A 20149-nucleotide genomic window follows, 5' to 3' on the forward strand; every position below is an offset into this window, starting at 1 on the left:
GATCGTACAAATCACGGATGCTTTAGTATGCAAAGCCCTCAATTTGACTTGTAATAAAATGCAGCTTATTCATAGCCTGTCCCTTAGTTTAAGGGGTTTGAAAGGATACAGCTCCGCTAAGCCCAGTCACATTTGTAACCTTCCAGAAAGTAAAAATTATGATGTAATATTTGTCATGAAAGTGTCATCAAAATGACAACACCCTTAAATACCTCAGTCTATCAGATTTGTTAAACTGCCTGCTCCAACCTACCCACTTTTTCAAGATCGCAGGGAGCAATGTCAACTAAAACAGATTGCTTCATTATACTTATCTGAATAGCTAATCTGCTTTTCCCTTTCTTTTCAACCAAAACTCCTTCAGTCTCCGACAATGGCCCACGAATCACCCTCACTATATCGCCCTCAGTAAAAAGCTCATTGGTAACTTCGACATCATGATTGATCAATTTTCTAATAGAATCAACAGTGGCATTGGAAACGGTCACTGGTCGACCTTCACTGGAAATGAACTTGACAATTCCGTTCACTTTTAAAACCTTCCAAAGGTTTTTTATAGCTACTCTAACAAAGATGTAGTTAGGAAATAAAGGCACTTCTACCTTACGCTTGCGGTCACTCCATTGCCTTATTTTCTTTTGAAGGGGCAGAAAAGACTCAATGCCTTTTCTTTGGAACTCCTTTTGCACCTTCTTTTCATACTGGGAATATGTATAAACTACCTGCCAGCAGGATGGTTTAACAGATGGGGTCTCCATATTTTTAAGTAAGTTTTGGTTGGTTGGTTGGTTTACTTAATGGCTCAATGATAAGGATTATTTGAAAAACATACAATATGGTTATATTATTTTTTCCAGATAAAACTGTTATCTACCTTGGGTACTAATCGTTAATACTTTATATGCTTTCAACTCAATTCATAAGCTCTAAACAATTTTTTCCTAAAAAATCAAAAAAAACATCAATCAAAAGTTCAATACGAACCTTTGATGCTTACGTTTAACATAAATTTAGGTTACTGAAAATTGGTAAATAGGGCCCCTAACCAGTAAAATTTAACATTAATTTAATGTTATAATGAGTCCAAATCTTACTTCAAACCAAAAAACAGCAGCCCCTGAACCTGACAAAACAAGCTCAATATAAAATCATTATTAATACTAATTAAAGTTGTTTAAAACATATATAAACACGATAATCAATAAAAATTAAAGTGAAATAATGTTAAATAAACAATAGCTTAAGGAAAACTAATATTGACCATCCCCTCCGAAGTAACAGGTTCCATACCATGCAGGTAAGCCGGTATCCATTCGGGCCCCTCTTTAAGTAGCCTTTCTGCTTCTTCTTCACACCCATAACCCAAATGGTTTAAAAACCGCACATCACTGATGGTGCCGTCTATATGAACAGTAAAAACTACTTCCAGATCTCCGGAAATATTATTTTTACGGGCTTCGGCCGGGTAAATTTTATGAGAGTCAATATAATCCAGAAAAGCATCGGCTCCTCCTTCGGCATGAGGAATAAATGTACTCATGTCATAATCGAATCTTTCACCTTTCAAAGAAACTGCTCTACCATACACCAGTCTACCATCCCTATAAAACTCCTTATAATATGGCTTCCCATTTCGATGATACCCATAAGCCTCCCCCTCTATCCTCCCCTCAACATAGTTTTCATATGAAGCAACAATGCCATTAGTATACTTGTGCGTGTCTTCTCCATTACCCTGAACCACCATGGGGTTACCCAACGAATCCCAGGTATTGATAGTATATGCCCGATCCTGGTACCTTATCTCTGATGACAGAGTACCCGTTTCATAAAAATATTGCCATTTACCTACTTTATACTCTTTTTTGTATCTGCCTGCAGCAGAATAAGTATCATTCTTATTATAATAGATAAAAACCCCATCCCTAAGATTCTGGCTATATTTTCCTTTCATTTGTATTTTGCCATTTTTGTAGTAATCGCGAACGTAGCCATCCCACCTTCCCAAACTATCTTTATAGCCTCTTCTATAATAATGGTGTTTCCAGATAGGACATTCATTCCATAAACTATCGTAATACACTTCAACGACTTCCCGAACCGGTGAGTCTTGTATTTTTGCTGAATCCGGGACTGTTTTTAAAGGGCGATTATAATTGAGTACATATTGCAAAGGGGGGCTACTATCCATTTTAGCTCTTACAAAATCCAGACTATCCATGTAGATATAAGACTCTTCTCTGAGGATGGTCAAAATAAAGCTGATTTCCTCTTTTTTCCATTCAGTATAATTTTCGAGGATCTGTCTGTCACTCTCTAATGCGGCGGGAATAACAGGCAAGGCATCTATTTCCTGTCTCACGGTATCCCATTCAAGGAGTAGCTCACCCAGGTTATTCGCCATGACAGAATCTGAAGCGTAACGGGCATTCATTTTGTCTACAGTCATATTATCCGTTTCCATAAATACTTGAAACATATCAAAATACTGTACTTTTGAGCGAGGAATATTTTGATAGGCCAAGTAAATAAGTGCAAGCGAAACCACAAGTATTAACGGGTAGATACGATGAGTTCGCTGTGTATTAAAAATAACGTCTCCCAAGCCAATAACTATTCCTGCACCAAGACCTCCAAAATGTGCTTCATTATCAAAATTAGCCTGAGTACCAATAACGGTAAAGACAGCTATATATAAAGCAAACCCCAAAAATGATTTGATCACCGCCGATTTGTCTTCCCAATCATGGGCAAGTACCTGCACAATATAAAAACCATAAATACCAAAGATAGCCCCACTAGCACCTGCACTGACTTCATATAAATTGTAATACCCGCTAACCAATCCTGCCGACAGACCAGAAACCAGATAGGAAACAATGAATACTCTATGCCCAAACTTAGATTCAATATGAGACCCCAGACTATATAGGGTAAACATGTTTACAAGAAGGTGCAAAAAGCCTATATGAAGAAACATGCTGGTTATCAACCTCCACCATTCATCCTTGAAAGTATAGGGATAAAAGTTTGCGCCCCAATCAAGAAGATCATAAATATTCAGCGTGCTATAACCTAAAAATATCATCGCACCAAAAACTGAAATATTGATCACCAACAGCAGATAGGTAATCCAGGGATATTTCTTAAAAAGGGATACACTTCTAGTCATCTAAGCACAAAACTAGGAAATATGCTATTCTTTATACCTCTTTAAGTAATCGCTTTCAAACACGATCAGACATATATCTGATTTCCTTCCCCTACAGCGTTACTTCTATGGGTATCCAGGTTTGCCTGATATTTTCCGCTTTGCATTATGTTGCTCTGTACTAATTTGGTGATATGGTGAGTCATCTGAGGTGTTTCAAACAGGTAATAACAGGTGTTATAAGGGCCTTTACATAAAAAAACAACACCCCTTTAGATCAGGTATTTCCAACCATTTACCTGTTCAATTAGCTACTCATCAAGGTCATTATTTTTTAGTACCTCCAATACACCAAATGCAATCATGAACCCCTTCTTTGTGAGCCTTCTGCAGCGACTTACATGGTAAGTCGTCCCCATGTTTCATGATATCATTGATTTGGCAATTGGTTTTAACATTAAAAAGGTCATGCACTTCCTTCTTGGAGTTGTCAATCAAGTACCTTTCTCCATTCATGTGACCCCGATGAGTAATAAGTACGCTTCGTGCCTGTTCCATTTGCAAAAATTTGGGTTACTAATTAAAACAAATTAAAAAGCGGTTTTGTTGCTACACAATCCATTAAATGCGCTTAATAGCCCCCATTTAACCACCAACTTTTAGACATCAAAAGCTAGCTATAAAAAATATATTTTTTTTCACAAAAAAGTCTACCCGTGACACGAATTGCCCTTTCTTAAAAACGGAACAACTTTATCAAAATCAGTATTGGGTATTTTTACCTATAAAATTGAGTAAAATTACCCAATAGCCCCTCCTGATACACAATGGCCAGGGTTTTTAAAATAGAGTTTTATACCTTATATTTATTTATAAAACAAATTCCAGATCAAATATGAGAACTTTAACATTATTAGTGTTTTTGGTTGGTTTAGCTTCCTGTGAAACAATCGATAAAAGTCAGGCCATAGCAGTAAAGCAGGTCAATGGGCTGTATATTTATGTTTTGTCAGAACCTCGAATGCAGGTAGAACCTTTGGGAGAAGTTCATAATGATCAATTATATGAGGCAACCTCGGAAAATAACAAGCTTGCCCATATCATTAAAGGAACGACCGCGACTGAAAAAAATGTAGACTTTCAGCATGTACTCAGAAACATGACCGTGCTAGCAAAAGAACAACATCCGGACGCGGAAGCCCTTATTTTTGATAATAACTTAAGACATGCACGTGTTGTTAAATTCCGGCTACCTTACCCCAGTAGTTATTAACAGCAAAACCATTGACACTCTCATTTACTGAATGAAATATAGTCTATGAGAAGTATCAAAAAAATCGCCCCATAGATAATTCTCAAGCTTTTACCACCACATCCCTGACAACCAGGTATTCTCCCTAGATTCACAACTACACATTTTGTTTTAAAGCATCCATCGCTCAACGTTCATTTCAAGTTGATCAAGCCATTGCATTTTTTGATGATAACCTGAAAGACCACACTGGAATGTACAGCAATCTCAGGTAAGGCGTATTTCCAACAGTTTGATAAACTCACGATGAACTTTGACAAAATGTTCTTAAAGCTGAATTGATATCAGGGTGTTACACACCATCAATTCGAACCATAGACTAAGAGGAATCCGCATCAGTATTTTCGGTAACCTACTGAAATCTATAGTAGTTTCGTCACCTCTCTGTACCAATCATCAGCAAATACTAAAAGGTCATCACTTCTTGATTAGAACTATTCATCTTTTTTATCATATTACACTGTCTTAAAAGCCTTAAAGGCTCTAAGACTTGTAAATTAAATACAACCTTGATCAAATTGATATGAAAAGAATGAAATTAATGATGCTGGCTTTATTTTTTGTAGCATCATGGGCACAAGCCCAAACAGCAGATGAAATTATAACTAATTACTTTGAGAACACTGGTGGATATGAAAATTGGGGAGCGCTTAAGGGCGTAAAAATGAATTTCAAAGTAAATCAGGGGGGCATGGAAATCCCTGTTGAAGTGGTTCAACTGTCTGATGGCAAGCAATACACCAAAGTTTCTCTACAGGGGAATAACTTTATGCAAGGTGTATATGATGGTAACGTACTTTGGAACACTAATTTCCAAACTATGAAAGCCGAAAAAGCTGACGCAGAAACTACTGCCAACCATAAGTTAAACACCAACGACTTCCCTCAAGATCTTTATGATTACAAAAAGAAAGGATATAAACTTGAGTTGGTAGGCAATGAAACTGTAGAAGGCACTGAGACCTTTAAACTAAAGCTTGTAAAAGAGCCTGTTACTGTAGATGGAGAAAAAGTAGAAGATGTAGTGTACTACTTCTTCGATAAAGAAAACTTTGTTCCCATAGCTCAGGAAAGTGAAGTTGTTTCAGGGCCTCAAAAAGGAGTTATATCACATATCACGTTCAGCGACTATCAGGAAGTAGAAGGCTTGTATTTCCCTTTCTCTATTTCACAGGGAGTTAAAGATGGTCCTTCTCAACCCATTACTGTAGATGCTATTGAAGTTAATCCTGAAATAGACGAAAGTGAATTTGCATTCCCTGAAGGAGAGTAAATATTCAGAAATGGCTCAGAAAAAATTCTGAGCCATTTTAGTTTCAGCTCCTTTATAATGATGACCTGCCGCTTCCATTACCGGCAACTGACACCTTCATCAACTCAAAACCATAACAACTCATTTAACTCTACAAATATGAAAAGTGCATTTTATGTAACCATAGCCCTATGTACGCTTATTTTCTCCAGAGTATCAGCTCAGGAGGAAATTAAGCTCAAGGGCAAAGAACTATTCGGAGACTTACAAGCCCGTCAAATTGGCCCAGCACTAATGAGCGGGAGAATAAATGATTTAGAAGGACACCCTAAAAACAACAGAGTCATTTACGCCGGAGCTGCAGGTGGTGGTGTTTGGAAGTCTTTTGACGGTGGTGTCACCTTTAAATCCATATTTGATGAACACCCTCAATCTATCGGGGTCATAAGTATCGACCCCAAGGATCCTGATAATACCATATGGGTAGGAACTGGTGAAACCTGGACAAGAAACAGTGTATCCATTGGTGACGGACTATTTCAGTCCACTGATGGAGGCAACAACTGGAAAAAAGTAGGCTTTAATAAATCAGAGCGTATAAGCAGTATCGCCATTAGCCCTTCCTCTCAGGATATTTATGTTGGGGTATTAGGAGCTTTGTGGAGTGATAGCGAGGAAAGAGGTGTATACAAATCTCCAGACGGAGGTAAAACATGGGAAAGGATACTCTATATTGATCAAAAAACTGGTTGCAGTGACCTGGTTACGGACCCTAAAGATCCTAACATCTTATATGCATCCATGTGGGAGTTTAGGAGAACACCTTGGTCGTTCAACTCAGGAGGGCAAAATAGTGCCTTGTATAAATCAACAGATGGAGGTAAAACCTGGGACAAAATCCATAACGGATTCCCTTCTGGTAAACTGGGAAGAATTGCAGTGGCAGTAGCCCCCTCCGACCCTAACATTCTTTATACGGTACTGGAAACTGAGCAAGCCAAAAACAACGGGCTTTACAGGTCTGATGATGCAGGAAAAAGCTGGCAACACCTGAACAATGACTTCGGTTTGGTAGTAAGACCATTTTACTTCTCACGCCTTGTTATAGACCCCAAAAACCCTGACGTGGTGGTTAAAGGCGGACTGTTTGGGTCTATAAGCCGTGATGGTGGTAAGACTTTCAAAAACTTGGGCAATATGCATGCGGACATTCACGACATTCTTTTTGACATCAATGACTCTGACAGAATGTATGTAGGAACTGATGGAGGAGTGTACCGCTCTTACAACGGAGGAACTACCATGGAGATGGTTACTAACCTGCCTATTTCGCAGTTTTATCACATCAGTGTAGATGACAATGAACCTTACAACATCTATGGAGGCCTTCAGGATAATGGCTCATGGTATGGCCCATCCTCCTCCCCAGGTGGTATAGAAGCTCGTGACTGGAACTCTATCGGTTATGGGGATGGTTTTAGGGTGCTAAAACACCCTACCAAAAACATTATTTACTCTGAAATGCAGGGGGCCGAAAATGTATGGCGCTATGACGTTGACAGAAACAAGAATAAAACTATTCAGCCACTACCGGTAAAAGGAGACCCCAAACTCCGGTTTAATTGGAATGCCCCTATGGCTATAAGCGTTCATCAGCCTGACAGGTTTTATATGGGAAGTCAATTCCTTCATAAATCCGAAGACATGGGAGACACCTGGGTAAAAATATCTCCGGATTTGACTACCAACGATCCTGCCAAGCAGACCCAGGAAGAATCTGGCGGACTGTCAAAAGATAACTCAGGGGCAGAGAACCATACAACTATATTTACCATCGCAGAGTCTCCCATCGATGAGCAGGTAATTTGGGTTGGTACCGATGATGGAAATGTACAGGTAACACAAAATGGAGGAAAATCGTGGACCAATACAATTACAAATATTCAGGGCCTCCCCAAAAATACATGGTGTTACCACATTGAGGCTAGCAACTTCAATAAAGGAACAGCTTATGCCGTATTTGAAGGACATAGTACGGGTGATTTCAACACTTATGTTTATAAAACAACCGACTTTGGAAAAACATGGAAGTCTATTATAACAGATGAAATTGATGGCTTTGCCCGTAACATTCAGGAGGATTATGAGAATGAAAACTTGCTATTTCTTGGAACAGAATTTGGCCTATATATAACCATTAACGGCGGCCTATCATGGTCGAAATTCACCAATAATGTTCCGGCGGTGGCTATTCATCATATTGAGCTACATAAGAAAACCAACGACCTGATACTTGGCACACACGGCAGAGGAATTATTATTATAGATGACATCTCCCCCCTTCGTCAGCTAAGCCAGGAAGTACTTCAAAAGAATGTCCACTTCTTCGATTCAAAACCAACTATTATGGTTGAGGAGAGCGGTTTTGGCGGGGGAAGCACAGAAACCCAATTTATTGGTCCCAACCCTTCAAAATCTGCCCGTATAGTTTACTATCTAAAGAAGCGTCATACATTTGGCAAAATGACCATGGAAATTCAGGATAGTGAAGGAAATCAGGTTATAGAGTTAACCCCGGGAAAATCAAAGGGTATCAATATAGTAACTTGGAACTACAGGACGAAGCAACCCAAAGTGGCCAAAGGTAAGACGTTCACTTACGGCGGCTTTACCTCTCCAAGGGTACAGGCAGGTACTTATAAAGTAGTTATCATCAAGGGAAAAGACACTTATGAAACTGAATTGGTTTTGGTTAATGACCCCACCTCCTTATTAACAGATGCTGATCGCAAAGTGAAGTACGATGTAACCATGAAACTTTATGATATGTCAGAAGATCTGGCCTATACTGTTTACGAAATGGACGAGTGGGTTACCAGAGCGGAAAATCTACTCAAAGAGGATGCTAAATCCAAAAAGGTAGCCGAACCGGTCATCAAGTTGCTCAATGACCTGAAAGACACCATGGTTATTACCAAGGGAGATAACTATGTAGGTGCGGCTGAACCTCAATTAAGGGAGAAACTATCTGACCTGTATAGTAAAATAGCTGCAGGTTTTGAAAAACCCTCAGCCTCAGAAATGGACAATCTCAAGTTGATAGAAGAAAGGTTTAATAAGGCCAAAGCGGATTTTAAAAAGATAAAAGAAAAACAGATTAGTAAAATGACCGCTTACATTGAAAAGGGTAATTTAAAGCCAATAACTATCAAAAGTAAAGATGATTTTTTGAGTGAATAAGGTATTACAATAAGGTCGGGGTATGCCCGGCCTTATTTCTTAAAAACTAAAACAAGCCATTCCCCTTCCTTTACCTAGTTTGTAAAACTTCGAATTGTCACAATTTGAAGTTTTCATCTCCATAAAAGACAGTAATCTCTCTTTCCTCCTCCTCGTTTCCTCTCTCAAAAATCCTTCTTGTCATTCACAAGTATAGCACCTAAAAATCTAATTATTTTACTATTCTCTTTTTAAGAAGACAATGTTCTAGCTATCCGACACTTACATTTATTAAGCCATAATGTCCACCTTTCTGTCCTGTCTAATATTTCAAACAAGTACATTTTTTTAATAGCATTAATAATGATTCAATTTAAACATTAATAAAAATGAAAAAATGTAAACCAAACTCAACCTGGCTAAAAACTAAAATACGATTCTACAATAGTACAGCCACAGCTTTCAGCATACTTATAATAACCACCTATTTATTAATTATGGGATGTTCCGACCTGGAAAGTGACCTGACAGTTGCGTCCGGCTCAAGTACAGAAATGAACCCTACGTCAGTTAATTTCAAAAAAAACAAGCCCATGAGTAAAAAATGTATTACAACCGGTCAGGAAATTACTGACCGCCACCAGGCATATGTAGCAGCTTTTGTTACAGAAGATATAAACCAGTTGTATAACGACTTTTGGACACCGGACTTCCATGAATTTGTTCCAAATTTTGACAAAAATCGTGATGAGATGCTAGATCAAATGATTTTTTTCTATGAGAATGGAGGTGAGCTATATTCTTACGACCTGGAATCATTGGAACGCTATGTGTATAATAATGTAGTTTATGATATTGGGGCTTATGATAATCCAGGAAAAGCCATAAACGGTACGCCATTTGTTATCAATGGATACTATTTTTTAAGATGGAAAAAGGGCAATGATCATCTTTGGCATGTTGACAGAGGTGTTGCTGGCCCCAGAGGCAACTCTATCCCTGTTAACCATACCACTGATGAAGGGGCGGTAATTTGTTTCGGGAACCATGTTAACGATCACAACAAAGGAAATGACGCTATTAACCAAGACGTTATTTCACAACGGTTTGATGAATATATGCAAGCACTTGCAACGGGGGATGCAGACAAAGCCTATAAGTTCTATACACAAGACTTCCGCCTGCTCGGACTGGGACTTGATCTGGACCGCGATGAACTGTATGTGCATTATCGTCAATTTTTTGAAACAGGAAGTGTAGTCTCCTCCGATGATAGATTACATGACAGGTTTATACATGGCAATGTGGCTTTTGACATTGGTCAATCCGACAAAACTGTGATAAAAGATGGCGTGCAGTCTCTGGAAAAGAGTAACTATGTAATACGTTGGGAGAAAGGACAAGACGGAGTGTGGCGTATAGACCGGATTATGGATTTACTTCGCCTATAGCATAATGACTGGCTCCCTCAGTAACAGCGAACCAGACCTTTGTAAAGAAAAAATGCCTTTTCATCACTTCATTTGATGTTTCGAGAAGGCATTTATTTAAAATAATCACTCCAACCTTAATTATGACAGTTGTTTAAAAGTTAGGACTAGCTTCCGTTTCTTTATAAGGACCGTAGCTACACTGCCAATGTCAAAGTAAGTCATGAAGAAGGAAAATGAATTAGACCTGACATAACCTAGTCTCCATTTTTAATTATTTGAGACAATGCTTAACAAATCCCCTTTTGTCAGCGATTGAAAGAAGCTGTTTTCTATATTTACCAAATCTTCTGCCAATGATGCTTTTCGTTGTTGCATAGCAAGTATTTTTTCCTCCACCGTATCAGGGCAAATAAGTCGCGCAGCTATTACGTTACGACTTTGACCAATCCGATAACAACGATCAATAGCCTGATTTTCAATGGCTGGATTCCACCATGGATCAACAATAAAAACATATTCAGCTGCGGTAAGATTTAAACCTGTCCCTCCTGCTTTTAAACTGATTAAAAACACCCTGGTTTCCTCATCCTGCTGAAACTGATTAATGACCTGCTCACGATCTTTTGTACTACCCACCAGGTATGCATGCTTAATTCTTTCTTTTTGCAATTCCTTTTTGATTAGGTCTAGCATAGATACGAATTGCGAAAACACAAGAACCTTATGATCACCAGAAATGCTCCTTAATTGCTCCAGAAGCATCTCCATTTTTGACGATGAATCACCTGCATGTATCTCATCTCCAATTAACAGGGGTGAGTTACATATCTGCCTTAACTTGGTTATACCTTTTAAAACATGCATTGAGTTTTTGGATATATCCTCCTCCCTGCTGGCCGAAATATACTCTCTAAACTCACGTTCATAGGCATTATAAATATTGCGCTGCTCTTCCCTCATATCACAGTAAAGTATGATCTCCGTTTTTTCTGGCAGCTCCGTAGCCACGTCCTTTTTAGTGCGCCTCAAAATGAAGGGACTTATTTTTTGTTGTAGGGCATAGGCACTATGCTTATTCTTAAACTTATCAATAGGTATGGCATAGGTATTCCTAAAAAAGCTCCTTGTTCCCAACAGCCCTGGACAGGCAAAAGATAGTTGAGCATAAATATCAAAAGTATTGTTCTCCAAAGGGGTTCCGGATAGCAGCAATTTATTTCTTGATTTCAGCAATCTGGCTGCCTTATAACGCTGGGATGATAAGTTCTTAATATTCTGGGACTCATCGAGAAACACATAAGTAAACTCATACTTCCTCAAAAAGATCACATCGGACACTAATGTACCATAGGTAGTAATGATAGTCTCATATTGAGCAAGATCATCAACATTTTTTAGCCGTTCAGGACCATGATGAATATATAATTTTATGGAAGGAGCAAATTTGCGCACCTCTTCTTTCCAGTTATGTATCAGTGAGGTAGGAACAACCAGCAAGTGAGTGTTTTGCTTTGATTTTTCTCTCAGACGGAGCATAAAGGCAATAACCTGAATAGACTTGCCTAGTCCCATATCATCAGCAAGACACCCTCCAAAATTGAAGTCATCCAAAAAATTAAGCCAACTCAACCCTTGAAGCTGATATGGTCTTAGTACACCATTCAATGCAGAGGATACTTCAATAGATTCTATTGCCTCAAAATCAGATAACTGAACATGATAACGTGTCACTTCCTCCTGCACCTCTTTATCAAGCATATGAGCATCATAGAGCTCTGTTACCGCCGAATAATTAACTTTGGGTATTTTAATATTCTCATCCTCGATCTCTCCCCCACTAAAGTAACTTTGAAATCTTTGGAGCCACTCCTCAGGAATAATACCGAAAGTTCCATCATCCAGCTTTACATATTTAGTTCTGTTTTTAACAGCCTTGTATAGTTGCTTTAAAGAAGCCCTTTGCCCGCCAAACCCAACCCCTACCTTGGCATTGAACCAGTTTAATCCACTGGACACCTGAATAGAAACACTTGCCCTGTCGCTATTCAGCTTGTTTCCCTTCAATTGATTAAACCCTAAAACAGTTATCCCCTGATCTTTCCAGGTTTCAAATGCCTCCAGAAACCAGCCTTCATCAAGAAAATATGACTTGTGCAAATAGAAGTATAAAAGAGGGTTATCCAACTGCTCATCAAAAAGCGTGTGCTGCCTAATCAAAAGCGTAATAAAACTATCTTCCGCATCAAAATCTCTAACTACCTCGAATATATCGCCATCATCACCCAAGGCATTGATTTGTTTTTTTGTAAGTACCGGAACTTCTGTGTCGCCATATTTCATGACGGGGTTGATCATAACGTAACTATCCAAGTCCGACAAAAATATTAGCTTCTCAGGTTCCTGATCAAAGCCCGCCCGCTTTATCTGCGCAGTTGTCCCGGCATTTAGGTATAAATGTTTCACAGCAATATGATTTTCCATTTTATTCAGAACGTCAGTCTGAAACTTTTGAAAATCACTCTCCGGAACCTTCACTTTGTTGTTACATCGCTTAAAATAAGCGATAGCATTTAATAACTCAGGGTTATCAATATAATACCAACAATTACCATGAATTAAAAAATTATCAAACCTGACATCAACACAAAGCAAAGTATAGATTTCACCGTTGATAGTTAGCTCACCATTAATTTCATATTCTCCTTCATCCTGGTTAACATATACTTTGAATGAGGCTTTGCCATGCTTGAACATAACTCGAGAGATAGATCGCGGACTAATTCTCTCTGAGACATCGCTATTATGATAATATATTTCAAGCTGCAACGGATTTAATATCAATGCCTTAAACCCCTCATTATCGATCAAAGACTTTTCATAAAAGGCCTGAAATTTAATTATCGAAGAATAAAAGCGGAGTTTGTCGACGGACTTCGTACCCCAAACAAGATCAATTGGATTAAGAATGGTGAAAGGTTTCTTTAAACGATCATCATTAGTTAGGTTACACTCCACCAACTGCGCACAAAACAAGTTATAATACTTGTGTGTACCAATTACAATGACCGTCCTCTTATCACATGATATTGAAGGCTGACGCTGCTCAAGGTACCGGATCAATGACTTATCGTAAGAAACGTCACTTCCTTTATACTCTTTAAAAGGCTGATCATTTTGCTCCTCTTGGATCATAATTATTCTTCCAATAGGATCGCAAATTAAGAAAAAGTTTATGGAAGGACCTGGAAATGTATAGAGTAGCTAACAAAATGATCCTTATTAAGTTTGCAACTTCTAAAAACAAAGCTCTTTAGTACAATCTGTACCTTATAAGTAGTATTTGATACTATGCCTTCTTGCTCAATACAATTTAGTGAATGAATTACCCTGCACTCAACCAAGTTTAAACGTTATAGGTAATACTATTTTAGTTCTTGAATACTGACCTCTATCAAGCATCGGCTGGAATTTCAACTCTTCAGAAATAAGCTCAAACACTCTTAAAACTTCTGTATCACAACCATACCCTATCCCTTTTAACACCACCGCATCGCACATTTTACCGTTCTCATTAATAAAGAACATGATATAAACCTTGCCTTGAATACCTCTACGTCTTGCTGTAGGTGGATACCTCAACTTGCGGGCAATTTTAGAATAAAATTTTTCAGCCTTTTCCATGAAGTCGTCTGAAGTATGCAATGTACTATACGAAAATAGTTCTTCGGCCTCATTCCAACTTTTACCTTCTATCAACGAACCGTATTTATATTCTTCAATATAATACATGGCACCATTCTCATAAAACCCTTCCCACTGACCTTGCTTTAAGTAGCCATCCAGTTCACCTTTTTCATTTACCATACCATTTTCGTGATACGAAATGTAACTTCCGGTACCTTTCTGTACAAGCATATTTCCTAAGGAATCCCATGAAGAGGTCACCCTATACTCATTATCGTACACCGGCCCCTCTTCCATTATTTGCCCATTTCGGAACCATATTTTTATAGTTGTTGCTATTCCCTGATCAAACAGAGCCTCCTTCCATTTTGCCCCATTAGCATAGTACTTTATGAAAGCACCTTGTTTCATATCATTTTCATAGCGTCCCTCAGAATACAAAGCCCCTGAAACTCTGTATATTTTCTCAATCCATTGGTTTCCATTTTCTTCCGAATTCTGGTAAGTCTTATAATATGATGCTGATTCTTCTTCAGTAGGAAAAAAGTCCTTATCTAAATACTGTACGGCTTCCTGCTGGCCATAAAGAGAAAGGTTAATAAAGAAAAAAATCGCTAAGAAAAACACTTTCATATGGTCCATAATCTGATGAAGGTTTTCGGATGGAATTTAAATAGAAGGCATAAAAAAAGCTCCCTAGAATTAGGAAGCTTTCCTTAGTGATCCCGCAGGGACTCGAACCCCGAACCTACTGCTTAGAAGGCAGTTGCTCTATCCAGTTGAGCTACGGAACCCAATCTAGAAATCTAGACTTTGAATTCTTTAAAATAAGTCGGGGCGGCAGGATTCGAACCTGCGACCCCCTGGTCCCAAACCAGGTACGCTAACCGGACTGCGCTACGCCCCGAACTTTAATTAAAATCTTACTTTTTTTCCTGATCGTTTATCAGGCACTCTAAAGAGTCAGCGGAGAGAGGGGGATTCGAACCCCCGGTACCTGTTGCCAAGTACGACAGTTTAGCAAACTGCTGGTTTCAGCCACTCACCCACCTCTCCGGATGGTTATTGAAACACTCTTTTATGTGTTACAAACATTGATATTACCCATCTTTTTCAGCACTTACCAACGTCACTGTCTCCGAAAGAGAGTGCAAATATAAATGAACTCACTCCACTTAACCAAGCCCCTGGAAAAACTTTTTTAAAGAAATTTTCAAACGACAAACTAAATCGTGCATAACGCCGTTTAATTAATGTTTTTAATGTTAAAAATTTGTTTTGTGACTAATGGTATTTGAGTCCAAAGACTGCTTTTATATATTTGTCCATTATAGTTTTTAAACTCAACGCTTTTGATATGAGCTGGCTCTATTCCCTTAGTGGATTGGAAATTACATTTATCATACTTTTTATCGTATTTTATTTGCTGTACCTGGCAAGGGTAATCAACATTGCCAAAAAGTTGAGTACCCCCTACAGTTCCGTATTCATTAAGCTAGGTATCAGGTCTGTCTATTTCGCATTATTCATTATTGCCCTTTTGGGACCCTCCTTTGGGGAATCAAAAAGGGAGGTTAAGTCTGTCGGTAAAGATATTTTCATTTTAGTTGATCTTTCACAGTCCATGAACGCTAATGATATTCAGCCTACCCGTCTGGAAAAAGTAAAGTTTGAGTTAAAAAATATTGTGGAAGCCTTCAGCTCTGACCGCATTGGTATTATCATTTTTTCTTCAGAAGCCTTTATGCAGGCACCCCTTACATTTGATCAAAATGCGCTCAATCTTTTCATTGAAACTTTGAATACAACGTTAGTACCTAATACCGGAACAGACTTTACTCCTCCTATAAGGTTAGCTCTCGAAAAACTAAATAGTGAAGACTCCCCTATTACCCAACAAAAATCAAAAGCCATAATCTTGATCAGTGATGGCGAAGATTTTGGAGAAGAAACGGAAGAGGTTGCCAGAGAAATTGAAGATCAGGGAATTAAACTATTTACCCTTGGGGTTGGAACAGAGCGTGGCAGCAAGATCAGAACGAGCGGAGTTTATAAAAAAGATAGGGGTGGTAAGGATGTAATCACAAAACTTGACAGCAAAACATTAAGAAAGCTAGCTTCGGAAACAAACGGAAAGTATTTCGAAATTAATGAAACCAACAATGATGTTTCCCGACTAATCAATACAATAAATAACATTGAGGGAGAGCTTAGAGATTCAAGACAGGTTGATGTTTCAGCCAATAGATATTATTACTTTTTGGGCATAGCACTTCTGCTATTGGTTTTAGACCTTCTTACCAGCGTTAAAACAATCAAGATATGAAGTATTTACTTACCATACTCCTTGTTGTAGCCAGTTCGTGGACCGACCTTGACAAAATAGCCAAAGTCAATAAATTAAAAAAGGAAGCTAAGACAGCCTACAACAACGGCAACTATCAAAAAGCATTAGACAACTACCTTTACCTTGTAGATTCCATGCAGGTAGAAGATGACAACATAATGCTAAATATGGCCAACGCCTACTACAAGCTCAAGGATACCACCAACGCCGTTAATAACTATCAGTCCGTGGTGGATAGTAAAGACAACATTATACGTTCAGTTGCTCAACAGCAACTGGGCGTAATTGCAAACCGATCAAAAAAATTCAAAGAGGCCCTAGAACACTTTAAAGAAGCCCTAAAAGCTGACCCAGCCAATGAAGAAGCCCGCTATAATTATGAACTTTTGAAAAAAGTATTGAAAGAGCAGGAAGAACAGAACAAGGATCAGAAAAACCAGGACAAACAAGATCAGGAAAACCAGGATCAACAGAAGAAAGACCAGCAAAAGAAAGATCAACAAAAACAAGAGCAGCAAAAGAAAGAAGACCAGGAACAGCAGCAAGATCAGGAAAAGGAAGGCAAGGGTGACGAAAAAGAAGATCAGGAGCAACAAGATAAAAAAGACGGGGAAAAGAAAGAGGATGGAAAACCTAAAGAGGAGGAAAAACAAAAACCTGAAGATGGAGAGGAATCAGATGAGAAAAATAAAGACAAGCAAGACCAAATGAGTTCTGCGTCTGATAAGCTTCAAGAAATGAAAATCTCAGAAGAGAAAGCAAAAATGATACTGGAAGCTCTTAAAAACAAAGAAATTCAGTATTACCAGCAAAACAAAAGAAAGGCTACCAAACCGCGGGAATCTGACAAACCAGACTGGTAGAATATTATGCATGTAGACCTTTTAAACTACATCCTATTTGGTTATTTTTGTCTGCCTAACGAAAGTTAGGCTTTTCTTTTAATCACAAACCCCTAAGATTATATTATGAAAGATGTATATGTCGTAGCGGCCGTAAGGACTCCCATCGGAAGTTTTGGAGGCAGCCTTTCCAGTCTTACTGCTGTACAGTTAGGTTCAGCAGCCATTAAAGGCGCCTTATCAAAAGCTGGCGTAGATGCTAAAGAAGTTAACGAAGTATACTTCGGCAACGTAGTATCAGCCGGACTGGGTCAGGCACCTGCCAGACAGGCAGCCGTTGGCGCAGGAATAGGATACAATGTACCATGTACCACCGTTAATAAAGTATGCTCATCAGGCATGAAAGCAGTGATGTTGGGCGCTCAGTCGATCATGCTGGGGCAAAACGATGTGGTAATGACAGGTGGTATGGAAAGCATGTCCAATGCTCCATACTATATGCCTAAAGCCAGATTCGGCTACAAATATGGTCACGGCCAGTTAATTGATGGCCTGATGCACGATGGTCTGTGGGAAGCTTATAACCAGTTCGCCATGGGTAACTGCGCTGACAATACTGCCAAAGAGATGAATATCTCAAGAGAGGCGCAGGACGAATATGCCATCAATTCATATAAAAGATCTGCAGCAGCCTGGGAAGCCGGTAAATTTGCTGAGGAAATAGTCCCTGTAGAGGTTCCTCAACGAAAAGGAGATCCTTTAGTAATCAACGAAGATGAGGAATATAAAAATGTAAGATTTGACAAAATCACAGCTCTGAGACCTGTATTCTCTAAAGAAGGTACTGTAACTGCTGCTAATGCTTCAACTATTAATGACGGTGCTTCTGCCCTAATATTAATGAGCGAAGAAAAAGTAAAAGAGTTAGGTGTAACGCCTATTGCCAAAATTAGAGGCTTTGCAGATGCAGCACAGGACCCTATGTGGTTTACAACAGCCCCCTCTTTAGCTATACCGAAAGCAATGAAAGCAGCAGGTATAGAAAAAGAAGATGTAGATTTTTATGAAATTAATGAAGCTTTTTCAGCAGTTGCCATTGCCAACAACACCAAACTGGAACTTGACCCTGCAAAGGTTAACGTAAACGGAGGCGCCGTAGCACTAGGTCACCCGCTTGGCTGCTCTGGAGCCAGGATTATTGCAACTTTGAATAATGTACTTCATCAAAATAATGGCAAAATAGGAGTTGCTGGTATTTGTAATGGTGGAGGTGGTGCCTCTGCTATTGTTATCGAAAAACTCTAAGCCATACCAGATATAATTTTAAGGAAAGCCTTACGTTAAAAACGTAAGGCTTTTTTTATTGAATACAGCAGGAACTAATCTGGCAAAATAATTGCCTCACACCAAGCTTTACAGAGGTTGCCAGCTCTGGCTCCTATCAAATTAATCATTACTTTTGCAACATGAAAAGGTATGTATACTTTATCCTTCTGATTGTTTTTCCTATTTTAAGCTACGCACAGGAAGAGGTTCGCACGTATTATGATCCCGAGGAGAACACCCTTAAGGAAGTCTATTATGTAAACAAGAATGAACCTAGTATTATCGAGGGCAAATACCTTAAATACCACCCTAATGGTGACATTGCTGTTGAAGGAACTTTTAAAAACGGCTATAAGGATGGGATATTTAAAGAATACTACCCGGGCGAAAAGCTACAGAGAACGGTCACCTACAAAGAAGGCAAAAAAGAAGGCCCTGTAAAAATTTATACTGAAACGGGCCAACTAGTCCAAACGGCCAGCTTTAGCAACAATGAACTCGCAGACAGCCTATTTACCCACTATTCCGATGGCAGCCTCAAAAGCCGTGGATATTTCATTAATGGAAAACCTGAGGGTACTTTATTCGAGTACTACCCTAGCGGGAAAATAAAGCGAAAAATCACCTATAAAAATGGTTTTCAAACAGGCATAACGCAGACTTATTATGCTGATGGAACATTAATGACGGAAGGAAACTATGCCAAAGGTATCCTGAATGGATACTACAGGACATACTTTCCTAACGGACAGCTTGAAACGGAATCAGAAATGGATCAAGGAGAAAAAACAGGCATTTTCAAAACCCATGACATGGAAGGCCATCTACTACTCAAGGGGATGTATATGAATGGTCAGCTTCACGGAGAAAATATTGGCTATTACCCTAATGGCAATATGAAACACAACTTCACCTATAATGCAGGAAAAAAGGTAGGTACCGGTTACACGTACTATCGCAATGGTAAAGCGAAAATCATGACCGAGCTTAATAAAGACCAGACAGAAGAAAAAATAACACGCTATGACTCACTAGGGCAACTTACCAGTGTAGAAAACTATCTCAACGCTAAGCCTCATGGAGAGTGGAAATATTTTCATAGTAACGGAAAGGTAAAACAGATTGAATACTATGATCTGGACAGACTAAACGGGCTAAAAACTACTTATCATGAAAATGGGAATAAAGCGTCAGAGCAACTTTTCAAATTCTCAATGAAATACGAAACCGGAAAGACCTACTATCCAAACGGTACACTGGCCACTGAAACCTCATACCATGCCAATAAAAAACATGGAATATATAAGAGCTATTATGAAAACGGCCAAATTAAGGAAGAAGGGGAATTTGTAAGCAACAGAAAAGTTAATGAATGGCAGTTTTATAATGATAAGGGTGAACTTGTAAAAGTCGAAGTCTATAAAAACAATCAACTGATAGATACAAAGACGGCACCCTTTGATGCAAATTAATTGAATTTAAATTATTCTTGGAAAGTGCCTCTTAATGTAACCCCCTGACAAACAACAAGAAAATACCAGAAACAATTAAGCATATGAAAGCATAAATAAATCAAATAGTGT

General features: G+C 38.7%; 13 protein-coding genes and 3 tRNA genes. 8 read left to right on the forward strand and 8 right to left on the reverse strand.

The window, feature by feature from the left end; all coding sequences use genetic code 11:
* Positions 1–230 precede the first annotated feature (230 nt).
* From JMN32_RS22840 to JMN32_RS22850, 3 genes are all read right to left on the reverse strand, one after another.
* Positions 231–758 (reverse strand): UpxY family transcription antiterminator, encoded by a 528-nt coding sequence (locus JMN32_RS22840; RefSeq protein ID WP_202858707.1) that lies wholly within the window; start codon positions 756–758, stop codon positions 231–233.
* A gap of 482 nt (positions 759–1240) precedes the next feature.
* On the reverse strand, positions 1241–3172 hold the full coding sequence (locus tag JMN32_RS22845; protein ID WP_202858708.1) for a rhomboid family intramembrane serine protease: 1932 nt from the start codon (positions 3170–3172) through the stop codon (positions 1241–1243).
* Between the two features lie 306 nt (positions 3173–3478).
* On the reverse strand, positions 3479–3709 hold the full coding sequence (locus tag JMN32_RS22850; protein WP_202858709.1) for a hypothetical protein: 231 nt from the start codon (positions 3707–3709) through the stop codon (positions 3479–3481).
* Between the two features lie 337 nt (positions 3710–4046).
* Here JMN32_RS22850 and JMN32_RS22855 point away from each other — a divergent pair, with 337 nt between their 5' ends.
* From JMN32_RS22855 to JMN32_RS22870, 4 genes are all read left to right on the forward strand, one after another.
* On the forward strand, positions 4047–4424 hold the full coding sequence (locus JMN32_RS22855; protein WP_202858710.1) for a hypothetical protein: 378 nt from the start codon (positions 4047–4049) through the stop codon (positions 4422–4424).
* A gap of 562 nt (positions 4425–4986) precedes the next feature.
* Positions 4987–5736, forward strand: coding sequence for an outer membrane lipoprotein-sorting protein (locus JMN32_RS22860; protein WP_202858711.1), 750 nt, complete (start codon positions 4987–4989; stop codon positions 5734–5736).
* A 138-nt stretch (positions 5737–5874) separates the two neighbouring features.
* Entirely contained in the window at positions 5875–8955 is a 3081-nt protein-coding gene (locus JMN32_RS22865; protein WP_202858712.1) for a WD40/YVTN/BNR-like repeat-containing protein, read from the forward strand.
* Positions 8956–9323: 368 nt separating this feature from the next.
* Positions 9324–10385 (forward strand): DUF4440 domain-containing protein, encoded by a 1062-nt coding sequence (locus tag JMN32_RS22870; protein ID WP_202858713.1) that lies wholly within the window; start codon positions 9324–9326, stop codon positions 10383–10385.
* Positions 10386–10634: 249 nt separating this feature from the next.
* Here the strand turns inward: JMN32_RS22870 and JMN32_RS22875 are convergent, their stop codons facing one another.
* The 5 genes from JMN32_RS22875 to JMN32_RS22895 form a co-directional block, all read right to left on the reverse strand.
* Complete coding sequence (locus JMN32_RS22875) at positions 10635–13559, reverse strand: DEAD/DEAH box helicase (protein ID WP_202858714.1); 2925 nt, start codon at positions 13557–13559, stop codon at positions 10635–10637.
* 201 nt (positions 13560–13760) lie between these two features.
* Entirely contained in the window at positions 13761–14693 is a 933-nt protein-coding gene (locus tag JMN32_RS22880; protein ID WP_202858715.1) for an energy transducer TonB, read from the reverse strand.
* Between the two features lie 78 nt (positions 14694–14771).
* Positions 14772–14845, reverse strand: a tRNA-Arg gene (locus JMN32_RS22885).
* A 38-nt stretch (positions 14846–14883) separates the two neighbouring features.
* Positions 14884–14958: transfer RNA gene (locus JMN32_RS22890), tRNA-Pro, on the reverse strand.
* A gap of 60 nt (positions 14959–15018) precedes the next feature.
* Positions 15019–15107, reverse strand: a tRNA-Ser gene (locus JMN32_RS22895).
* A 301-nt stretch (positions 15108–15408) separates the two neighbouring features.
* Here JMN32_RS22895 and JMN32_RS22900 point away from each other — a divergent pair.
* From JMN32_RS22900 to JMN32_RS22915, 4 genes are all read left to right on the forward strand, one after another.
* A complete protein-coding gene (locus JMN32_RS22900) occupies positions 15409–16377 on the forward strand; it encodes a vWA domain-containing protein (protein WP_202858716.1) in 969 nt (322 codons plus the stop codon).
* Positions 16374–17261 (forward strand): hypothetical protein, encoded by an 888-nt coding sequence (locus JMN32_RS22905; RefSeq protein ID WP_202858717.1) that lies wholly within the window; start codon positions 16374–16376, stop codon positions 17259–17261. Before JMN32_RS22900 ends, JMN32_RS22905 begins: the two co-directional genes overlap by 4 nt.
* A gap of 105 nt (positions 17262–17366) precedes the next feature.
* A complete protein-coding gene (locus tag JMN32_RS22910) occupies positions 17367–18545 on the forward strand; it encodes an acetyl-CoA C-acyltransferase (RefSeq protein ID WP_202858718.1) in 1179 nt (392 codons plus the stop codon).
* Between the two features lie 161 nt (positions 18546–18706).
* Positions 18707–20038 (forward strand): toxin-antitoxin system YwqK family antitoxin, encoded by a 1332-nt coding sequence (locus tag JMN32_RS22915; protein ID WP_202858719.1) that lies wholly within the window; start codon positions 18707–18709, stop codon positions 20036–20038.
* Positions 20039–20149: the final 111 nt, after the last annotated feature.

This window comes from Fulvivirga marina, from assembly GCF_016775155.1.
Taxonomy (GTDB): Bacteria; Bacteroidota; Bacteroidia; order Cytophagales; family Cyclobacteriaceae; genus Fulvivirga; species Fulvivirga marina.

Bases quoted from the DNA above. Each gene is read 5' to 3' on its own strand.
- JMN32_RS22905 (WP_202858717.1), top strand. From the start codon at position 16,374: ATGAAGTATTTACTTACCATACTCCTTGTTGTAGCCAGTTCGTGGACC.
- JMN32_RS22915 (WP_202858719.1), top strand. From the start codon at position 18,707: ATGAAAAGGTATGTATACTTTATCCTTCTGATTGTTTTTCCTATTTTA.
- JMN32_RS22860 (WP_202858711.1), top strand. From the start codon at position 4,987: ATGAAAAGAATGAAATTAATGATGCTGGCTTTATTTTTTGTAGCATCA.
- JMN32_RS22900 (WP_202858716.1), top strand. From the start codon at position 15,409: ATGAGCTGGCTCTATTCCCTTAGTGGATTGGAAATTACATTTATCATA.
- JMN32_RS22910 (WP_202858718.1), top strand. From the start codon at position 17,367: ATGAAAGATGTATATGTCGTAGCGGCCGTAAGGACTCCCATCGGAAGT.
- JMN32_RS22875 (WP_202858714.1), bottom strand. From the start codon at position 13,559: ATGATCCAAGAGGAGCAAAATGATCAGCCTTTTAAAGAGTATAAAGGA.
- JMN32_RS22840 (WP_202858707.1), bottom strand. From the start codon at position 758: ATGGAGACCCCATCTGTTAAACCATCCTGCTGGCAGGTAGTTTATACA.
- JMN32_RS22845 (WP_202858708.1), bottom strand. From the start codon at position 3,172: ATGACTAGAAGTGTATCCCTTTTTAAGAAATATCCCTGGATTACCTAT.
- JMN32_RS22865 (WP_202858712.1), top strand. From the start codon at position 5,875: ATGAAAAGTGCATTTTATGTAACCATAGCCCTATGTACGCTTATTTTC.
- JMN32_RS22850 (WP_202858709.1), bottom strand. From the start codon at position 3,709: ATGGAACAGGCACGAAGCGTACTTATTACTCATCGGGGTCACATGAAT.
- JMN32_RS22855 (WP_202858710.1), top strand. From the start codon at position 4,047: ATGAGAACTTTAACATTATTAGTGTTTTTGGTTGGTTTAGCTTCCTGT.
- JMN32_RS22870 (WP_202858713.1), top strand. From the start codon at position 9,324: ATGAAAAAATGTAAACCAAACTCAACCTGGCTAAAAACTAAAATACGA.
- JMN32_RS22880 (WP_202858715.1), bottom strand. From the start codon at position 14,693: ATGGACCATATGAAAGTGTTTTTCTTAGCGATTTTTTTCTTTATTAAC.